General features: G+C 65.2%; 8 protein-coding genes. 6 read left to right on the top strand and 2 right to left on the bottom strand.

Annotated features, from left to right (window positions below):
* Position 1 precedes the first annotated feature (1 nt).
* The 4 genes from AC56LU_RS01430 to AC56LU_RS01445 all read left to right on the top strand — a co-directional run bounded on the left by AC56LU_RS01430 (position 2) and on the right by AC56LU_RS01445 (position 5,641).
* A complete protein-coding gene (locus AC56LU_RS01430) occupies positions 2-1,789 on the top strand; it encodes an IlvD/Edd family dehydratase (protein ID WP_497173804.1) in 1,788 nt (595 codons plus the stop codon).
* A gap of 32 nt (positions 1,790-1,821) precedes the next feature.
* On the top strand, positions 1,822-2,832 hold the full coding sequence (xylF, locus tag AC56LU_RS01435; protein ID WP_497173805.1) for a D-xylose ABC transporter substrate-binding protein: 1,011 nt from the start codon (positions 1,822-1,824) through the stop codon (positions 2,830-2,832).
* 71 nt (positions 2,833-2,903) lie between these two features.
* A complete protein-coding gene (xylG, locus tag AC56LU_RS01440; RefSeq protein WP_497173806.1) occupies positions 2,904-4,430 on the top strand; it encodes a D-xylose ABC transporter ATP-binding protein in 1,527 nt (508 codons plus the stop codon).
* Positions 4,427-5,641 (top strand): sugar ABC transporter permease, encoded by a 1,215-nt coding sequence (locus AC56LU_RS01445; protein ID WP_497173807.1) that lies wholly within the window; start codon positions 4,427-4,429, stop codon positions 5,639-5,641. Before xylG ends, AC56LU_RS01445 begins: the two co-directional genes overlap by 4 nt.
* An 80-nt stretch (positions 5,642-5,721) precedes the next feature.
* Here AC56LU_RS01445 and AC56LU_RS01450 read toward each other — a convergent pair whose 3' ends face one another.
* Both AC56LU_RS01450 and AC56LU_RS01455 read right to left on the bottom strand, forming a co-directional pair.
* Positions 5,722-7,311 (bottom strand): aldehyde dehydrogenase (NADP(+)), encoded by a 1,590-nt coding sequence (locus tag AC56LU_RS01450; protein WP_497173808.1) that lies wholly within the window; start codon positions 7,309-7,311, stop codon positions 5,722-5,724.
* 117 nt (positions 7,312-7,428) lie between these two features.
* A complete protein-coding gene (locus tag AC56LU_RS01455) occupies positions 7,429-10,497 on the bottom strand; it encodes a TonB-dependent receptor (RefSeq protein WP_497173809.1) in 3,069 nt (1,022 codons plus the stop codon).
* Between the two features lie 468 nt (positions 10,498-10,965).
* On the opposite strand from AC56LU_RS01455, the gene AC56LU_RS01460 reads away from it, so the two are divergent.
* On the top strand, positions 10,966-12,633 hold the full coding sequence (locus AC56LU_RS01460) for a DUF5597 domain-containing protein (RefSeq protein ID WP_497173810.1): 1,668 nt from the start codon (positions 10,966-10,968) through the stop codon (positions 12,631-12,633).
* 31 nt (positions 12,634-12,664) lie between these two features.
* Positions 12,665-15,544, top strand: a complete 2,880-nt coding sequence (locus tag AC56LU_RS01465; RefSeq protein WP_497173811.1) for a glycoside hydrolase family 31 protein — start codon at positions 12,665-12,667, stop codon at positions 15,542-15,544.
* Positions 15,545-15,546: the final 2 nt, after the last annotated feature.

The raw sequence follows: 15,546 nt of genomic DNA on the forward strand, positions 1-15,546 counted from the left end.
GATGAATCAAGATAACAAGCAAAACCCGCGCCGCTTCCGCTCCCAGGACTGGTTCGATAATGAAGACCGCATCGACATGACCGCGCTCTACCTGGAGCGCTTCATGAACTACGGGATCACGCCGGACGAACTGCGCTCCGGCAAACCGATCATCGGCATCGCCCAGAGCGGCAGCGATATCGCGCCCTGCAACCGCATCCACCTCGAACTGGCCAAGCGCGTGCGCGACGGGATCCGCGACGCCGGCGGCATCCCGATGGAATTCCCGCTGCACCCGATCTTCGAGAACTGCCGCCGCCCGACGGCGGCGCTGGACCGCAACCTGGCCTACCTGGGCCTGGTCGAGATCCTGCACGGTTATCCGATCGATGCGGTGGTGCTCACTACCGGCTGCGACAAGACCACACCGGCCCAGCTGATGGCAGCAAGCACCGTCGACATCCCGGCCATCGTGCTCTCTGGCGGCCCGATGCTGGACGGCTGGTTCGAAGGTGAACTGGTGGGTTCCGGCGCGGCGATCTGGAAAGGGCGCCGGCGCCTGGCGGCCGGCGAGATCGATGAAGACAAGTTCATCCAGATCGCCACCGCTTCCGCGCCGTCTGCCGGCCACTGCAATACCATGGGCACCGCGTCGACGATGAATGCGGTGGCCGAGGCGCTCGGCATGTCGCTCACCGGCTGCTCGGCGATTCCCGCACCCTACCGCGAGCGTGGACAGATGGCCTACGAGACCGGCCGCCGCATCGTGGCGATGGCGCATGAAGACCTGCGCCCCTCTGCCATCCTGACGCGCGACGCGTTCCTGGACGCGATCGTGGTGAACGCCGCGATCGGCGGCTCGAGCAACGCCCAACCGCACATCGTGGCCATGGCGCGCCATGCCGGCGTCGACATCACCCCTGGCGACTGGATGGAATACGGCTACGACGTGCCGCTGCTGCTCAACATGCAGCCGGCCGGAAAATACCTGGGCGAGCGCTTCCACCGCGCCGGCGGCGTCCCGGCCATCATGTGGGAGCTCGAGCAGCAGGGACTGCTGCGCTCGAAGCGCCCGAGCGTGACCGGCGCCACCATGGCCGAGAACCTCGCTGGCAAGGAAAGCGCGGACCGCGAGATGATTCGCCCGTTTGCCGATCCGCTCAAGCACAGCGCCGGCTTCCTGGTGTTGAAGGGGAACCTGTTCGACTTCGCGATCATGAAGACCAGCGTGATTTCCCCAAGCTTCCGCGAGCGCTACCTCTCCGAACCGGGTTCGGAGAACCGCTTCGAGTGCCGCGTGGTCGTGTTCGACGGCTCGGACGACTACCACCACCGGATCAACGACCCCTCCTTGGGGATCGACGAGCGCACCATGCTGGTGATCCGCGGTTCCGGCCCCCTGGGCTGGCCCGGTTCGGCCGAGGTTGTCAACATGCAGCCGCCCGATGCCTTGATCAAGCGCGGCATCATGGCGCTGCCGACCCTGGGCGACGGCCGCCAGTCCGGCACCTCGGACAGCCCGTCGATCCTGAACGCCTCGCCCGAGAGCGCCGCCGGCGGCAACCTGGCGCTGCTTCGCACCGGCGACGTCGTACGCGTGGACCTGAACACGGGACGCTGCGACGTCCTGATCCCGGACGCGGAGCTGGAAGCGCGCCGCAAGGACGATCCGCCGCCCATCCCGGCGGACCAGACGCCGTGGCAGCAGATCTACCGTGCCACCGTTGGCCAGTTGCACACCGGCGCCTGCATGGAACTGGCGCTGCCTTACCGGGGCGTCGGCCACGATATGCCGCGCCATAATCACTGAACACAAAAAAAGATTAAATAGGAGACGTAACAATGAAAAAGATGATCAAGGCTGTCAGCCTGGCCTGCGCAATGCTCTTCACCGGCGGAGTGGGGGTCGCGCACGCGGACGCCCAGAACCCCAAGATCGGCTTCTCGATCGACGACCTGCGACTGGAGCGCTGGGCACGCGACCGCGACTACTTCGTGGCGGCGGCCGACAAGCTCGGCGCCAAGGTCTACGTGCAATCGGCCGACGCCAGCGAGCAACGCCAGATCGCCCAGATCGAGAACCTGATCTCGCGCGGCGTGGACGTGCTGGTGATCGTGCCCTACAACGCGACGGTGCTGAACAACGCCATCCGCGAAGCCAAGAAGGCGAAGATCAAGGTGGTCTCCTACGACCGCCTGATCCTGAATGCGGATGTCGATGCCTATGTCTCCTTCGACAACAAGGCGGTCGGCGAGCTGCAGGCGCAGTCGCTGGTGACCCTGAAACCGAAGGGCAACTACTACCTGCTGGGCGGGGCACCGACCGACAACAACGCCAAGATCCTGCGCGAAGGCCAGATGAAGGTGCTGCAACCGCTGGTCGATAAGGGCGACATCAAGATCGTGGGCAAGCAGTGGGTCAAGGACTGGAGCGCGTCCGAAGCAATGGCCATCGTGGAGAACGCGCTGACCGCAAGCGGCAACAAGATCGACGCCGTGGTTGCCTCGAACGACGGCACCGCCGGCGGCGCGATCCAGGCCCTCGCGGCCCAGAAGCTGGCCGGCAAGGTGGTCGTGTCGGGCCAGGATGCCGACCTGGCGGCAGTGCGCCGCGTCATCGCCGGTACCCAGACCATGACGGTGTACAAGCCGCTGCGCGCCCTGGCGTCGAATGCGGCCAGCGTGGCGGTGCAGCTGGTGCGCAACCAGAAGCCGGCCTACAACGCCCAGCTGCACAACGGCTTCAAGAACGTCAGCAGCCTTCTGCTCAAGCCAGTCCTGCTGAACAAGTCGAACGTGGAGGTGCTGGTCAAGGACGGTTTCTACACGCAGGCGCAGCTGGCCGGCAAATAATCTGCCCGCGACGCAGCGGCAATCCGCGCCGCCACCGCACCGTGGCGGCGCGCACTTGAAGCGAACCCTCAATGTCACCCTATCTGCTCCAAATGAAGGGCATCGCGAAGCGATTCGACGGTGTCCCTGCGCTCGACGGGATCGATCTCGCGATCCGCCCCGGCGAGTGCATCGGCCTGTGCGGCGAGAACGGCGCCGGCAAGTCCACCCTGATGAAGGTACTGTCGGCGGTCTACCCGCACGGCGACTGGGACGGCGAGATCGTGCTGGACGGCGAACCGCTGCGGGCGCGCTCGGTGCGCGAGACCGAAGCCGCCGGCATCATCATCATTCACCAGGAACTGATGCTGGTGCCCGAGCTGTCGGTGGCCGAAAACATCTTCCTCGGTAACGAGATCACCTTGCCGGGCGGCCGCCTGGATTATCCCGCCATGAACCGCCGCGCCGAGGAGATCCTGCGCGAGCTGAAGCTTCCCGACGTAAACGTGGTGCTGCCGGTGAAGAACTACGGCGGCGGCCACCAGCAGCTGATCGAGATCGGCAAGGCCCTGAACAAGCAGGCGCGCCTGCTGATCCTGGACGAACCCTCGGCCTCGCTGACGGCCAGCGAGATCGCGGTGCTGCTGGAGATCATCCGCGACCTCAAGGCGAAGGGCGTAGCCTGCGTCTATATCTCGCACAAGCTGGAAGAAGTGGCGGCGATCTGCGACACCATCGTGGTGATCCGCGACGGCAAGCACATCGCCACCACCCCCATGCAGCAGATGAACGTCGACAGTATCATCGCCCAGATGTGCGGGCGCGAGATGAGCCAGCTGTATCCGTCCCTCCCGCACGAGGTGGGCGAGGTGGTGATGGAAGCGCGCCACATCACCTGCCGCGATCCGGACCAGCCGCAGCGCAAGAAGGTCGATGACGTCTCCTTCCAGCTGCGCCGCGGGGAGATCCTCGGCATCGCCGGCCTGGTGGGGGCCGGGCGCACCGAACTGGTGAGCGCGATCTACGGTTCCTACCCCGGCGAATACGAGGGCGAAGTGTGGCTGGAGGGGAAGCGCGTCGATACCTCGACGCCGCTCAGGGCGATCCAGGCCGGCTTTGCGCTGGTGCCGGAAGACCGCAAGCAGCACGGCATCGTGCGCGACCTGTCGGTTGGCGAAAACATCACGCTGTCGGTGCTGCACCGCTTCTCGAAGCTGTCGCGGATCGACGACGGCCTGGAGGCGCGCGAAGTGGACCAGCAGATCCGGCGCCTGGCCCTCAAGACCGCCAGCCCGGCGCTGCCGATCACGGCGCTCTCCGGCGGCAACCAGCAAAAGGCGGTGCTGGCCAAGATGCTGCTGACCGGCCCGAAGGTGCTGATCCTCGACGAGCCGACCCGCGGCGTCGACGTCGGCGCCAAGTTCGAAATCTACAAACTGATGCTCGAGCTGGCGGCGCAAGGCATTTCGATCATCATGGTGTCCTCGGAACTGGCCGAAGTGCTGGGCATCTCCGACCGGGTGCTGGTGATGGGCGAGGGCAAGCTGCGGGGCGACTTCATTAATCAAGGCCTGACCCAGGAAATGGTGCTGGCCGCTGCAATCGGACAGGTGAAATGATGCTAGACAAAATGAGCGCGCCAGCCGCGGCCCAGGGCGGGACCGCGCGCGCGGCAGCGGCAACGGTGAACAACACCATCAACCTCAGACAGATCTTCACGCAGTACAAGATCCTGGCCCTGCTGGTCGCGATCGCCATCATCTGGGCCTTCTTCAGCTGGAAGACCGACGGCGGCTTTACCTCGGCGCGCAACCTGTCCAACCTGATGCGCCAGATGTCGGTCACCGGCATCCTCGCCTGCGGCATGGTGTTCGTCATCATCGCGGGCGAGATCGACCTGTCGGTGGGCTCGCTGCTAGGCCTGCTGGGTGGGATGGCGGCCGTGCTCGATGTCACCCACCACCTGCCGCTGCCGATCTCGATGGCGATCGTGCTGGCCAGCGGCATGCTGCTCGGTTTTCTCAACGGCTGGCTGACGGCGTACGCGGGCATTCCCTCGTTCATTGTGGGGCTGGGCGGCATGCTGGCCTACCGCGGCGTGGTGCTGGGCATCACCGACGGCACCACCATCGCGCCGATCTCGCCGGAGTTCGAGCAGCTTGGCCAGGCCTACCTGCCGCCAGGGTTCGGCGTGGCCCTGGGGCTGGCGCTGTTCGTACTGGCTGCGGTGCTGGCCTGGCGCCAGCGTGCGACGCAGGCCCGCCACCAGCTGCCTGTGCTGCCGCTCTGGCGCAGCGTCGGACGGGTGGCCATCATCGGCGCAGTGCTGGCCGGCTTCATCGCGACCCTGAACAGCTACGAAGGCATTCCGCTGCCGGTGCTGATCCTCCTGGTGCTGCTGGGCGTATTCAGCTACATCGCCCGCCAGACCGTGTTCGGCCGCCGCATCTACGCTGTCGGCAGCAATATGGAAGCGACGCGTCTATCGGGCATCAACGTACGCGCCGTGAGGCTGTGGATCTTCGGCCTGATGGGCCTGATGTGCGCACTGGCGGGCCTGCTCAACACCGCCCGCCTGTCGGCGGGGTCGCCGTCTGCCGGCATGTCGGCGGAACTGGACGTGATCGCCGCCTGCTTCATCGGCGGCACCTCGATGCGCGGCGGCGCCGGCACCGTGCACGGCGCGCTGGTCGGGGCGCTGGTGATGGCCAGCCTGGACAACGGCATGTCGATGCTGGACGTGGATACCTACTGGCAGATGATCGTCAAGGGACTGATCCTGACGCTGGCGGTGTGGCTGGATGTGGCCACCCGCAGCGGCCGTCGCTGAGTCAACTGGCGCCGCGGCGCCGGTTGTACACGAAAAAGCCAGGCGCACGCGCCTGGCTTTTCGATTTTGCCGCGCTGTTCTCAGCCGGCAGTCGTCAAGACACCGTCGATCACGCGCGCCAGGCCCATTGGGTTGTCTTCGCGCAGGGCTTGCGGCAGGAGTTCCGCCGGCACCGCCTGGTAGCATACCGGGCGCAGGAAACGGTCGATGGCGGTCGCCCCGACCGAGGTCGTGCGGCTATCCGAGGTGGCGGGGAAGGGGCCGCCGTGCACCATCGCGTGCGACACCTCGACGCCGGTCGGGAAGCCATTGAACAGGATACGGCCCGCCTTGCGCTCCAGCAGGGGCAGCAGGCCGGCAGCCAACCGGTTGTCCGCCGCCGTCGCATGCACGGTCGCCGTCAGCTGGCCTTCCACGCGCCCTGCCACCGCCAGCAGCTCCGCTTCATCGCGGCAGCGCACCAACACCGCCGCCGGGCCGAAGATCTCTTCTTCCAGCGCCGCCGTAGCGAGGAAGGTGGCGGCATCGCAGCCGTACAGGGCCGGCTGCGCGGCGCAGGCCAGGCTTTCCGGCTCGGCCGCAGCGCCGCGCGCCAGCACTTGCAGGCCGGCGATCGTGGAGCGGCGTTCGATCGCCTCCACATAGGCCTTGTGGATGCCGGGGGTCAGCATGGTGCCGGCCGTCTTGTGCTGCAGGGCTTCGGCCGCCGCCACCGAGAAGGCATTGAACGCTTCGCCTTCCAGCCCGATCACCAGGCCCGGGTTGGTGCAGAACTGCCCCACGCCGAGCGTGAGCGAGTCGACAAAGCCCTGTCCCAGCTTGGCGGCGCCGTCTTCGAGCGCGCCCGGCAGCAGGAAAAAGGGATTGATGCTGCTCATCTCCGCATAGACGGGGATCGGTTCCGGGCGTGCCGCCGCGATCCGCATCAGCGACAGGCCGCCCTGGCGCGAGCCGGTGAAGCCGACCGCCTTGATCGCCGGATGCGCGACCAGCGCGGCGCCGATGGTCCTGCCTTCGCCGATCAGCATCGAGAACACGCCTTCCGGCATGTCGCACTCGATCGCCGCCTGCTGCACCGCGCGTGCCACCAGTTCCGAAGTGCCGAGGTGGGCATTGTGTGCCTTGACCACCACCGGGCAGCCCGCCGCCAGGCTTGACGCGGTATCGCCGCCGGCCACCGAGAAGGCGAGCGGGAAGTTGCTGGCGCCAAAGACCGCGACAGGGCCCAGCGGGATCTTGTGCATGCGCAGGTCGGGGCGCGGCGGGGTGCGTTCCGGCAGGGCGGAATCGAGGGTCGCCGCCAGGAAGTGGCCGTCGCGGACCACCTTGGCGAACAGGCGCAGCTGGTTGACGGTGCGCATGCGTTCGCCTTCCAGGCGCGCCTGCGGCAGGCCCGTTTCGAGGCCGGCGCGCTCGATGAGGGCAGGGCCGAGATCGAGGATGCGCGCGGCGATGGTGTCGAGGAAGACGGCGCGCCGCTCCAGCGGCAGGGCGCGGTAGCTGTCGAAGGCTTGCTCTGCCAGTTCGCAGGCCGCCGCCAGCTCCGCGCCGGAGGCCAGGCCGAAGCCCGGTTCGAGGGTGGCATGGCGCGCCGGGTCGATGGCATGGACGCTGCCGGCCGCGCCGCGCACGCTTTGCCTGCCGATGATCATGTCGCCCTGGATATGCATGGAATGCTCCTTGTCTGAAATGGGTGTGGGAACGGAGGAGAAAAAAAAGCCGCGGACCGCAATGCGGAACCGCGACTTCAGGAGAGACGAAATGCTTACCGAATCAACAAGCGTGGCTTAGAACGAGTACGCCGCCTGGAGCGTATAGCGCGGACCGCTCATGAACAGCTGGCGGGTGAACATGCCGGCGTGCTGCTGCATGACCTGGCGCGTCTTTTCGTTGTTCAGGTTCTGGGCTGCCAGGCCGATACGGAACCTGTCTGTGAAGTCATAGAAGATCGAGCCGTCCAGCTGGCCGTAATCGTCTTGCCACAGCGGCAGGCCGTAGGCCTGGTCGTTGTTCGGCGTCGGGATCAGGAAACGCGGGCCGGAGTCCGGGTTCGTGTTCAGGCCATTGTTGCCGCGGCTGCCCCAGGTGTTGACGGCGACCAGGTAACGCGAGCGCCAGTTGTACGCAAGGCGCATCGACAGCCCGCGCTTTTCGTACATGAGCGCGAAGTTGACCGTGTGACGCGACAGGCCTTGCAGCGGCGTGTTGCCGAACGGACGTCCGTCGGTGTCGCAGCCGTTGATCGACAGGTTCATGTTCGACGCGTCGCTACCCGCGCAGAACGCCGCCGGCACCGGTTTGTCCAGCTTGCGCTCGCTGGACACATAGGTCCAGCTGGCCTGGGTACCGATACCGCGCAGCCACTCAGGCACGAAGTCGTAGTACTGCTGGTGCGCGATCTCGAAGCCGCGGGCGAAGCCGTGGGCGCCGTTGATCGGATGCGTGACCGCGAAGGTCTGGTCCTTGCCGTTGACATCCTTCACCGTGTACCCGTAGGTGGTGTTCACGATGATGTCCTTGATGTCCTTGTTGAACGCCGCCAGCGTCAGCGAACCGGCCTTGGCGAAGTACCACTCGGCGGTCAGGTCGACGTTGGTCGCCGTGGTCGGCTTCAGGAGCGGGTTGCCGTCGCTGCTACCGGTCAGGTTGTTACCACTGAATACGACGCGCTGGTCCTGGAGCGTGGTCGGATCCTTGATCGTCAGCTGGTTCGCCGGCGAGGTCAGGGTGGTCAGCGACTGCAGCTGGTTGAAGTCCGGGCGCGCCATCGACTTGGCCACGGCGAAGCGGAACTGCAGCTGGTCGCTGACCTTCATGCGCAGGTTCAGGCTCGGCAGCCAGTGGTGGTACGAGGTATCGGTGCTGCGCGGGGTCTCGAACTTGGCGATGTTGACCAGCGTGTTCACGCCTTCCACCGGCACGTCGCCCGGAATGCTGACGTTCGTCGGGTCATACGCGATGTAGCCGTTGGTCGTGTTCTTCGTCCCCACGTAACGGACGCCGATGTTGCCGTCGATCGGATATTTCAGGTTGTCGAAGCCGAAGCGCAGCTGCGTGTAGGCGGACTGGGTTTTCTCGGTCTGGGTGTTGAGCGCCGATGGCGTGTCGAAGGTCGACGGCTTCCACGCGTCGCAGGTACCCCAGCCCTGGGCGGCCTTCTGTTCCTCGCACAGGATGGTATGGTAGTTGTGCAGCTTGGTCCAGCCGGTCGGGAAATCGCGTGCCAGCGCATCGGTCGGATACAGCATTGCCGGGACCGACACCTTGCCGTCGAAGAAGTTCGGAATCTGTGCCAGCTCGACGCCGCCCGCGAAGCGCGGATCGCTCAGGCGTGCGACTCCGGGGATCTGCCATCCTTCCATCCACGGGAAGGTGATGGACGACCAGTTGTAGAACTTCTGGGCCTTGCGGTTTTCGGCGTCGCGGTCCGCCATGCGCACGCCGAAGCGGATGTCGCGCAGCACCGGGTCGTCGAAGGAAAGCTTGAAGTCGCTGCGCCAGGCTTTCTGGGTGGCCTTGGCGCGGTCCAGCGCTTCCTGGGTGTAGGCCCAGTAGTAGTTCTTCGGGTCAGCCATGAACTGCGCCGAGCCGAGGCCGATCTGCGGGACGCTGCCGGTGAGGTCGATCGACTGGTTCGGCAGGATGAACCCGGTCGATACGTCGGCATCGAAGCCCTGCGTGGTGGAGCGGACGTGCTGGAAATCGTTGGTCCAGGTCAGGTCCGGCGTCACCTTCCATTGCACGTTCAACGCGAGGTCGCGCGTGCCAGAGGTACGCTGGTTGATGCGGCGCGAGCTGTTGAACGGCGAGCCGCCGTAGGTCGGGTTCGAGATCGTGCCGCTCTGGAAGGCGCCATTGCTGTCATAGACGACATCGGCGCCGGCCACCTGCTGGTACCACTTGTCTTCGGAGGATGCCACCACGCGCTCGCTCAGGTCTTCCTCGTACTCCGTCTTGAAGTAGGTCAGCGCAGCGGTGATGTCGCGGTTCGGACGCCACTGGAAGGCGGCATAGTCGCCGCGGCGAACGCGCTCGAACTCCTGCGAACGCAGGCCGCCGCCAAGCGGCAGCCATTTCGTCAGCTCGCGCTTGTACTGGGCCGGATTGCGTGAATTAACATGCGGGAAGTACGGATCGATGCCGATGGCGTCGGTACGGGTCGGGTTTTTCGCATAGGCGAAGTTGACCAGGGCGCCGAACTCACCGATCGGGGAGTACCAGCGGTTCGACAGCAGCACGGTGCCGGTCGGACCCTTGGCCTTGTTCAGCTCCGAATAGGTTTGCGACGCGCCCAGCGAGCCTTTGAAGCCCTTGAAGTCGAAGGGCATGGCGGTGCGCAGGTTGACCAGGCCCGCGAGCGCGCCTTCGATCTGCTCGGCGGACGGATTCTTGTAGACGTCGACGCCGGCCATCAGTTCCGGTGGCACGTCGGTGAAGCCGAGAGAGCGGCCGCCGCCGGCCGAGAATGCGTCGCGTCCGTTGACTTCCGAACGCACGTAGGTCAGGCCTCGCACGGACACGCCGGAACCTTCGACCGCCTGGCGGTTCGGGTCGCCCGGCATGTTGCGGTCCATGGTGATACCGGCAATGCGCTGCAGCACCTCGGTAACCGAGCGGTCCGGGAGCTTGCCGATGTCTTCGGCAACGATCGAATCGACCAGCTCGTCCGAATTCTGCTTGAGTTGTTGGGCCGACTGGAGCGCCGCACGCTGGCCGGACACCTTGACGACCTGTGTCGCCGGGACGACGGGCTCCTCGGCGGTGGTACTGGCGGTCTGGGCCCATGCAGCGCCGCTATACAGGACGGCTACCTGCGCAACCGCCGCGGCGATCGCAGTTTTCTGGAACTTCTTCACGTTGTCTCCTGATGTCATTGATTTTTTTATCAAACAGTTGATGCCGCGCCAGAACCGCATTCCAGCTTCGCTAACACTGTTTGTTAGACGCTACCATAAATTGGTAATCAGCTCATTACAAATTCCTAAATTTTTGTCGTTCCACAACACTTACTCCGGAAAACCATGCTGATGGAGATGATGGCCATGACGGCCTCATGTCCCCGTCGTCGGATTTGTGGAGGACTGCCGAAGTACGGGCACATTGCGGTGTCTGGGCCGCCGCATGTCTACAGTACGCAATACCTTTCAGAAGGTCAAGAAATCGATTTCATAGCATACTTTTTTGGGTGGGAAATAAGCGACGCAGTTCGCGGATTGAGTATGTTAGCGTGAACATAGTTCTTGCCAAGCGTTCCTGGCCTCGCTTAGGATGCTTGACAAATTGCTGACGCAAATAACAACTAGCCGGAGACAGGAACAGTGAGCATGCATCGACCTTGCAAGGCCGCCCTCGCGGCGCTGATGGGGACCCTGGCACTGGCGCATGCCACCGCCGCGGCCCCTTCCCCGGAACTGCCGCGCCTCGTCGAGCGCGACGGCCGGCACGCCCTGATGGTCGACGGCGCACCTTTCCTGGTGCTGGGAGGCCAGGCCCACAACTCGAGCAACTACCCGGCGGCGCTGCCCAAGGTCTGGGCCGCACTCAAGGATGCGCATGCGAATACGCTGGCGATCCCGGTCGCATGGGAACAGGTCGAGCCCGAGGAAGGCAAGTTCGACTTCGCTTACGTGGACACCCTGGTTGCCCAGGCCAGGGCGCATGGCAAGCACCTGGTGCTGCTGTGGTTCGGCACCTGGAAGAACACCGGCCCGGCCTATACGCCGGAATGGGTGAAGTTCGACAACCGGCGCTTTCCGCGCATGCTCGACCGGGACGGCAAGCCCAGCTACTGCCTGTCGCCCTTCGGCGAAGCCACCCTCGCGGCCGACAGGAAAGCGTTCGTGGCCTTGATGCGGCATATCCGCAAGATCGACGCCAACAAACGCACCGTGATCATGGTGCAGGTCGAGAACGAGGTCGGCACCTACGGCCTGGTGCGCGACTATGGCGCCCGCGCCGAGGCCGCGTTCCGCCAGGCGGTACCAGGCGCGGTACTGGCAGGCCAGCCGGCACCGGCTGGCCGCCCTGGACCGGGCAGCTGGAGCGAGGTGTACGGCGACTATGCCGAGCAGTATTTCCATAGCTGGGCGATCGCCAGCTATATCGAGGAAATCGCAAAGGCCGGTCGCGCGGTCTACGACCTGCCGATGTTCGTCAACAATGCGCTGCGCGAGCCCGGCCAGCCTGGCCAGCCGGCCACCCCGTGGAAGGGAGACTTTGCGAGCGGCGGCCCAACCTGGGACGTGCTCGGCATCTACAAGGCGGCCGCGCCCCACATCGATTTTGCCGCGCCCGACATCTACATGCCGGAATCCGGCAAGGTGAGCGCCGTACTGGCCGGCTTCCAGCGTCCCGACAACCCCCTGCTGGTGGCCGAGATGGGTAATGCGGCCGGCTACGCGCGCTACGTCTGGCAGATCGTCGGCCGGGGCGCGCTTGGCGTAGTCCCCTTCGGCATCGACTATGCCAGCTACAGCAACTACCCGCTCGGCTCGAAGTACACCGACCGCCGCATGGTCGAGCCTTTCGCCCAGGTGTACGCCGCCCTGGCGCCAATGTCGCGCCTGTGGGCGCGCTGGGCCTTCGAAGGCCGCACGCGCGGGGTGGCGGAAGGTGACGATCGGGGGCCCCAAGCGATTGCCCTCGATGGCTGGAAGGCCACCGTCTCGTTCCGTGAATTCCAGTTCGGCGAGCGCCAATACCTGCGCGACAAGAACGAATACGCCGAGGGCACCGAACTGCCGGGCGGCGGCGTGGCGATCGCCCAGCTCGGTCCCGGCGAATTCGTGCTGGTCGGCCAGCGTGCGCGCATCAAGCTTTCCCCTGACGGCGACAAGCCCGCCATGTATGCGCGGGTGGAGGAGGGACGCTTCGACGCTGCCGGCAAGTGGATCATGGAACGCAACTGGAACGGCGACCAGACCGATTACGGCCTGAACCTCCCGAACACGCCGACCGTGCTGAAGGTCAGCATGCGCAGCTACGCATATTAAGCAGACAAACAACAAGACCAGGAGACCCGCAATGCAAATCACCCGAATGGCGAGCGCCGCGCTGCTGCTCTGCGCAGCCACCCAGGCCCTCGCCGGCAGCTACCAGAAAACCGCCACCGGTGTCGAAGTCAGGCCGGACGCGGGCGCCGCGAAGCTGGTGCGCCTTAACCTGATGAGCGACAACATCATCCAGGTGCTGAAGTTCGATGCCCCCGGCAAGGCGCTCACGCCTTCCTTGATGACCGTGGCCACGCCTTGCGCCTGCAGCTTCAGCGTGAACGGCACCCGGGCTGGCAAGGACGAGGCGGTGCTGCTCAAGGCGGGCAAGATCTCGGCGACTGTCTCGCTCAAGGACGGGCGGGTCTCCTTTTTCGATGCGGCGGGCAATCCCATCCTGCGGCAGGACGCAGAGCACATGAAGCCGGTAACGGTCGGCGGCAAGCCCTTCCTCGCCATCACGCAGGGCTTCAACCACGGCACGCGCGACGCCTACTACGGCCTGGGCCAGCACCAGAACTCGCAGATGAACTACAACGGCGAAGACGTGCTGCTGGCCCAGCACAACATGATCGCCTCGGTGCCCTTCGTGGTCTCGGACAAGAACTATGGCCTGCTGTGGGATAACAACAGCATCTCGCGCTTCGGCGATCCGACGCCCTATGCGTGGATGTCGCGCGACCTGACCCTGCTCGATGCCGGGGGCAAGCCCGGCGGGCTCACGGCCCGCTACTACATCGATGGCAAGCTGGCGCTGACCCGGCAGGAAAAGGACATCGCCTACCAGTACCTGAAGGACGTCGCGGAGAACTGGCCGAAGGAGCTGCCGCCGCTCAAGGAGCTCAAGGACGCCCGGGTGGTCTGGGAAGGCAGCATGGTGAGCGACAAGCCGGGCGTGCACAAGATGCAGCTGTATTCGTCCGACTACGCGCGGCTCTCGATCGACGGCACGCAGGTGATGGACGTCTGGCGCATGGGCTGGAACCCCTGGTACCACAATTTCGCAGTGAAGTTCGAGAAGAACAAGCCGGTCAAGCTGCACCTGGACTGGAAGGTCTCCAGCGGCATGATCGCCATCACCCACAACAACCCGCTGCCGCAGCCCGAGCGCCATTCGCTCACCATGTCCTCGGAAATCGCCGAGGCGATCAACTACTATGTCATCAGCGCCGACAGCATGGACCGGGTGATCGCCGGCTACCGCCACCTTACCGGCCAGCAGCCGATGATGCCGAAGTGGGCCTACGGTTTCTGGCAGTCGCGCCAGCGCTACGAGACCCAACAGCAGCTGCTCGACACCGTGGCGGAATACCGCAAGCGCGGCTGGCCGCTGGATAACATCGTGCAGGACTGGTTCTACTGGCCGCAGGACGGCTGGGGCTCGCACGACTGGGACAAGACCCGTTTCCCGGACCCGAAAGGCATGGTCGACGCCGTCCACAAGCAGAATGCCCGCATCATGCTCTCGATCTGGGGCAAGTTCTACGCCAATACCGACAACTACAAGGAACTCGCGGCCAAGGGCCATATGTGGACGAAGAACGTCGAGAACGGCGACCTGGACTGGGTCGGCCCCGGCTACAAGAACAGCCACTACGACCCGTACACCAGGGAAGCGCGCGACATCTACTACCGCCAGATGAAGCACAAGCTGGTCGACCTCGGCTTCGACGCCTGGTGGATGGACAATACCGAGCCGGACATCCTGTCGAATGCGCGGCTCGAGGACTTCAAGCAGCTGATCGGCCCGACCGTCTACGGCGCCGGCGAGATCACCTTCAACCCCTACAGCCTGGTGCACTCGCAGGGCTTCGCCGAGAACCTCCGGCGCGACCAGCCGGACAAGCGCCAGTTCATCCTGTCGCGCTCCGGTTTCGCCGGCATCCAGCGCAATTCGGTGGCGGTGTGGAGCGGCGACACGGTCGGCCGCTGGAACAACCTGGCCGACCAGATCGCGTCCGGCGTGAACTTCTCGATGTCGGGCATCCCGAACTGGACCCACGACATCGGCGGCTATGCCCAGGAGACCCGCTACCAAGCCGGCGATGTCGGCTCGGCACAGGAGAACCGCAGTACCGGCACAAGCCAGGCCAATCCGGAAGACATGAAGGAGTGGCGCGAGCTGAACCTGCGCTGGTTCCAGTTCGGCGCCTTCTCGCCGCTGTTCCGCTCGCACGGCGAGGTGGTCAAGCGCGAGATCTACAACATTGCAGCCGGCGACGACACGATGCGCGACGCCATGGTCGACTACCTGAAGCTGCGCTATCGCCTGATGCCCTACATTTACACGATGGCGGCCGACACCCACTACCACTCGGGCACGATGATGCGCGGCCTGGTGATGGACTTCCCGCACGACGACCGGGTCAAGAACATCAAGGACCAGTACATGTTCGGCCCGAGCCTGATGGTTGCCCCGGTCACTGTGTACGGCGCGCGCTCGCGCCAAGTCTACCTGCCGCTGGGCAGCGACTGGCTTGATTTCGATACGGGCGAACGCTTCAAGGGCGGCAACACCATCACCGTGCAGGCGCCGCGCGAGCGCATCCCGCTGTTCCTGCGTGCCGGCGCCTTGATTGCGACCGGCCCTGTGACCCAGTACGTGGACGAGAAGCCGGATGCGCCGCTGGTGCTGCAGGTGGTGGCCGGGGCGGACGGCCAGTCCAGCCTGTACGAGGACGACGGTGTAAGCAATGCCTACGCGCGCGGCGAATACAGCCGCATCCCGTTCAGCTACGACGACCGCAAGGGCACCGTGACGATCGGCGCGCGCCAGGGCAAGTACCAGGGCATGCCTGTGCAACGCGAATTCCGGGTGCGCGTGCTGCGCCCGGGCACCGCTGCCAGCAAGGACCTGGACGCCTACGACAAGTCGGTCAGCTATGATGGCCGTCCAGTCACGATCAAGCTGTAAGC

Source organism: Telluria sp. PB2R4 (assembly GCF_059685695.1).

What these genes read in the sequence shown, in the direction of transcription:
- AC56LU_RS01445 (WP_497173807.1), top strand. Translation starts at nt 4,427, where the DNA reads ATGATGCTAGACAAAATGAGCGCGCCAGCCGCGGCCCAGGGCGGGACC.
- AC56LU_RS01450 (WP_497173808.1), bottom strand. Translation starts at nt 7,311, where the DNA reads ATGCATATCCAGGGCGACATGATCATCGGCAGGCAAAGCGTGCGCGGC.
- AC56LU_RS01430 (WP_497173804.1), top strand. Translation starts at nt 2, where the DNA reads ATGAATCAAGATAACAAGCAAAACCCGCGCCGCTTCCGCTCCCAGGAC.
- xylF (WP_497173805.1), top strand. Translation starts at nt 1,822, where the DNA reads ATGAAAAAGATGATCAAGGCTGTCAGCCTGGCCTGCGCAATGCTCTTC.
- xylG (WP_497173806.1), top strand. Translation starts at nt 2,904, where the DNA reads ATGTCACCCTATCTGCTCCAAATGAAGGGCATCGCGAAGCGATTCGAC.
- AC56LU_RS01465 (WP_497173811.1), top strand. Translation starts at nt 12,665, where the DNA reads ATGCAAATCACCCGAATGGCGAGCGCCGCGCTGCTGCTCTGCGCAGCC.
- AC56LU_RS01460 (WP_497173810.1), top strand. Translation starts at nt 10,966, where the DNA reads ATGCATCGACCTTGCAAGGCCGCCCTCGCGGCGCTGATGGGGACCCTG.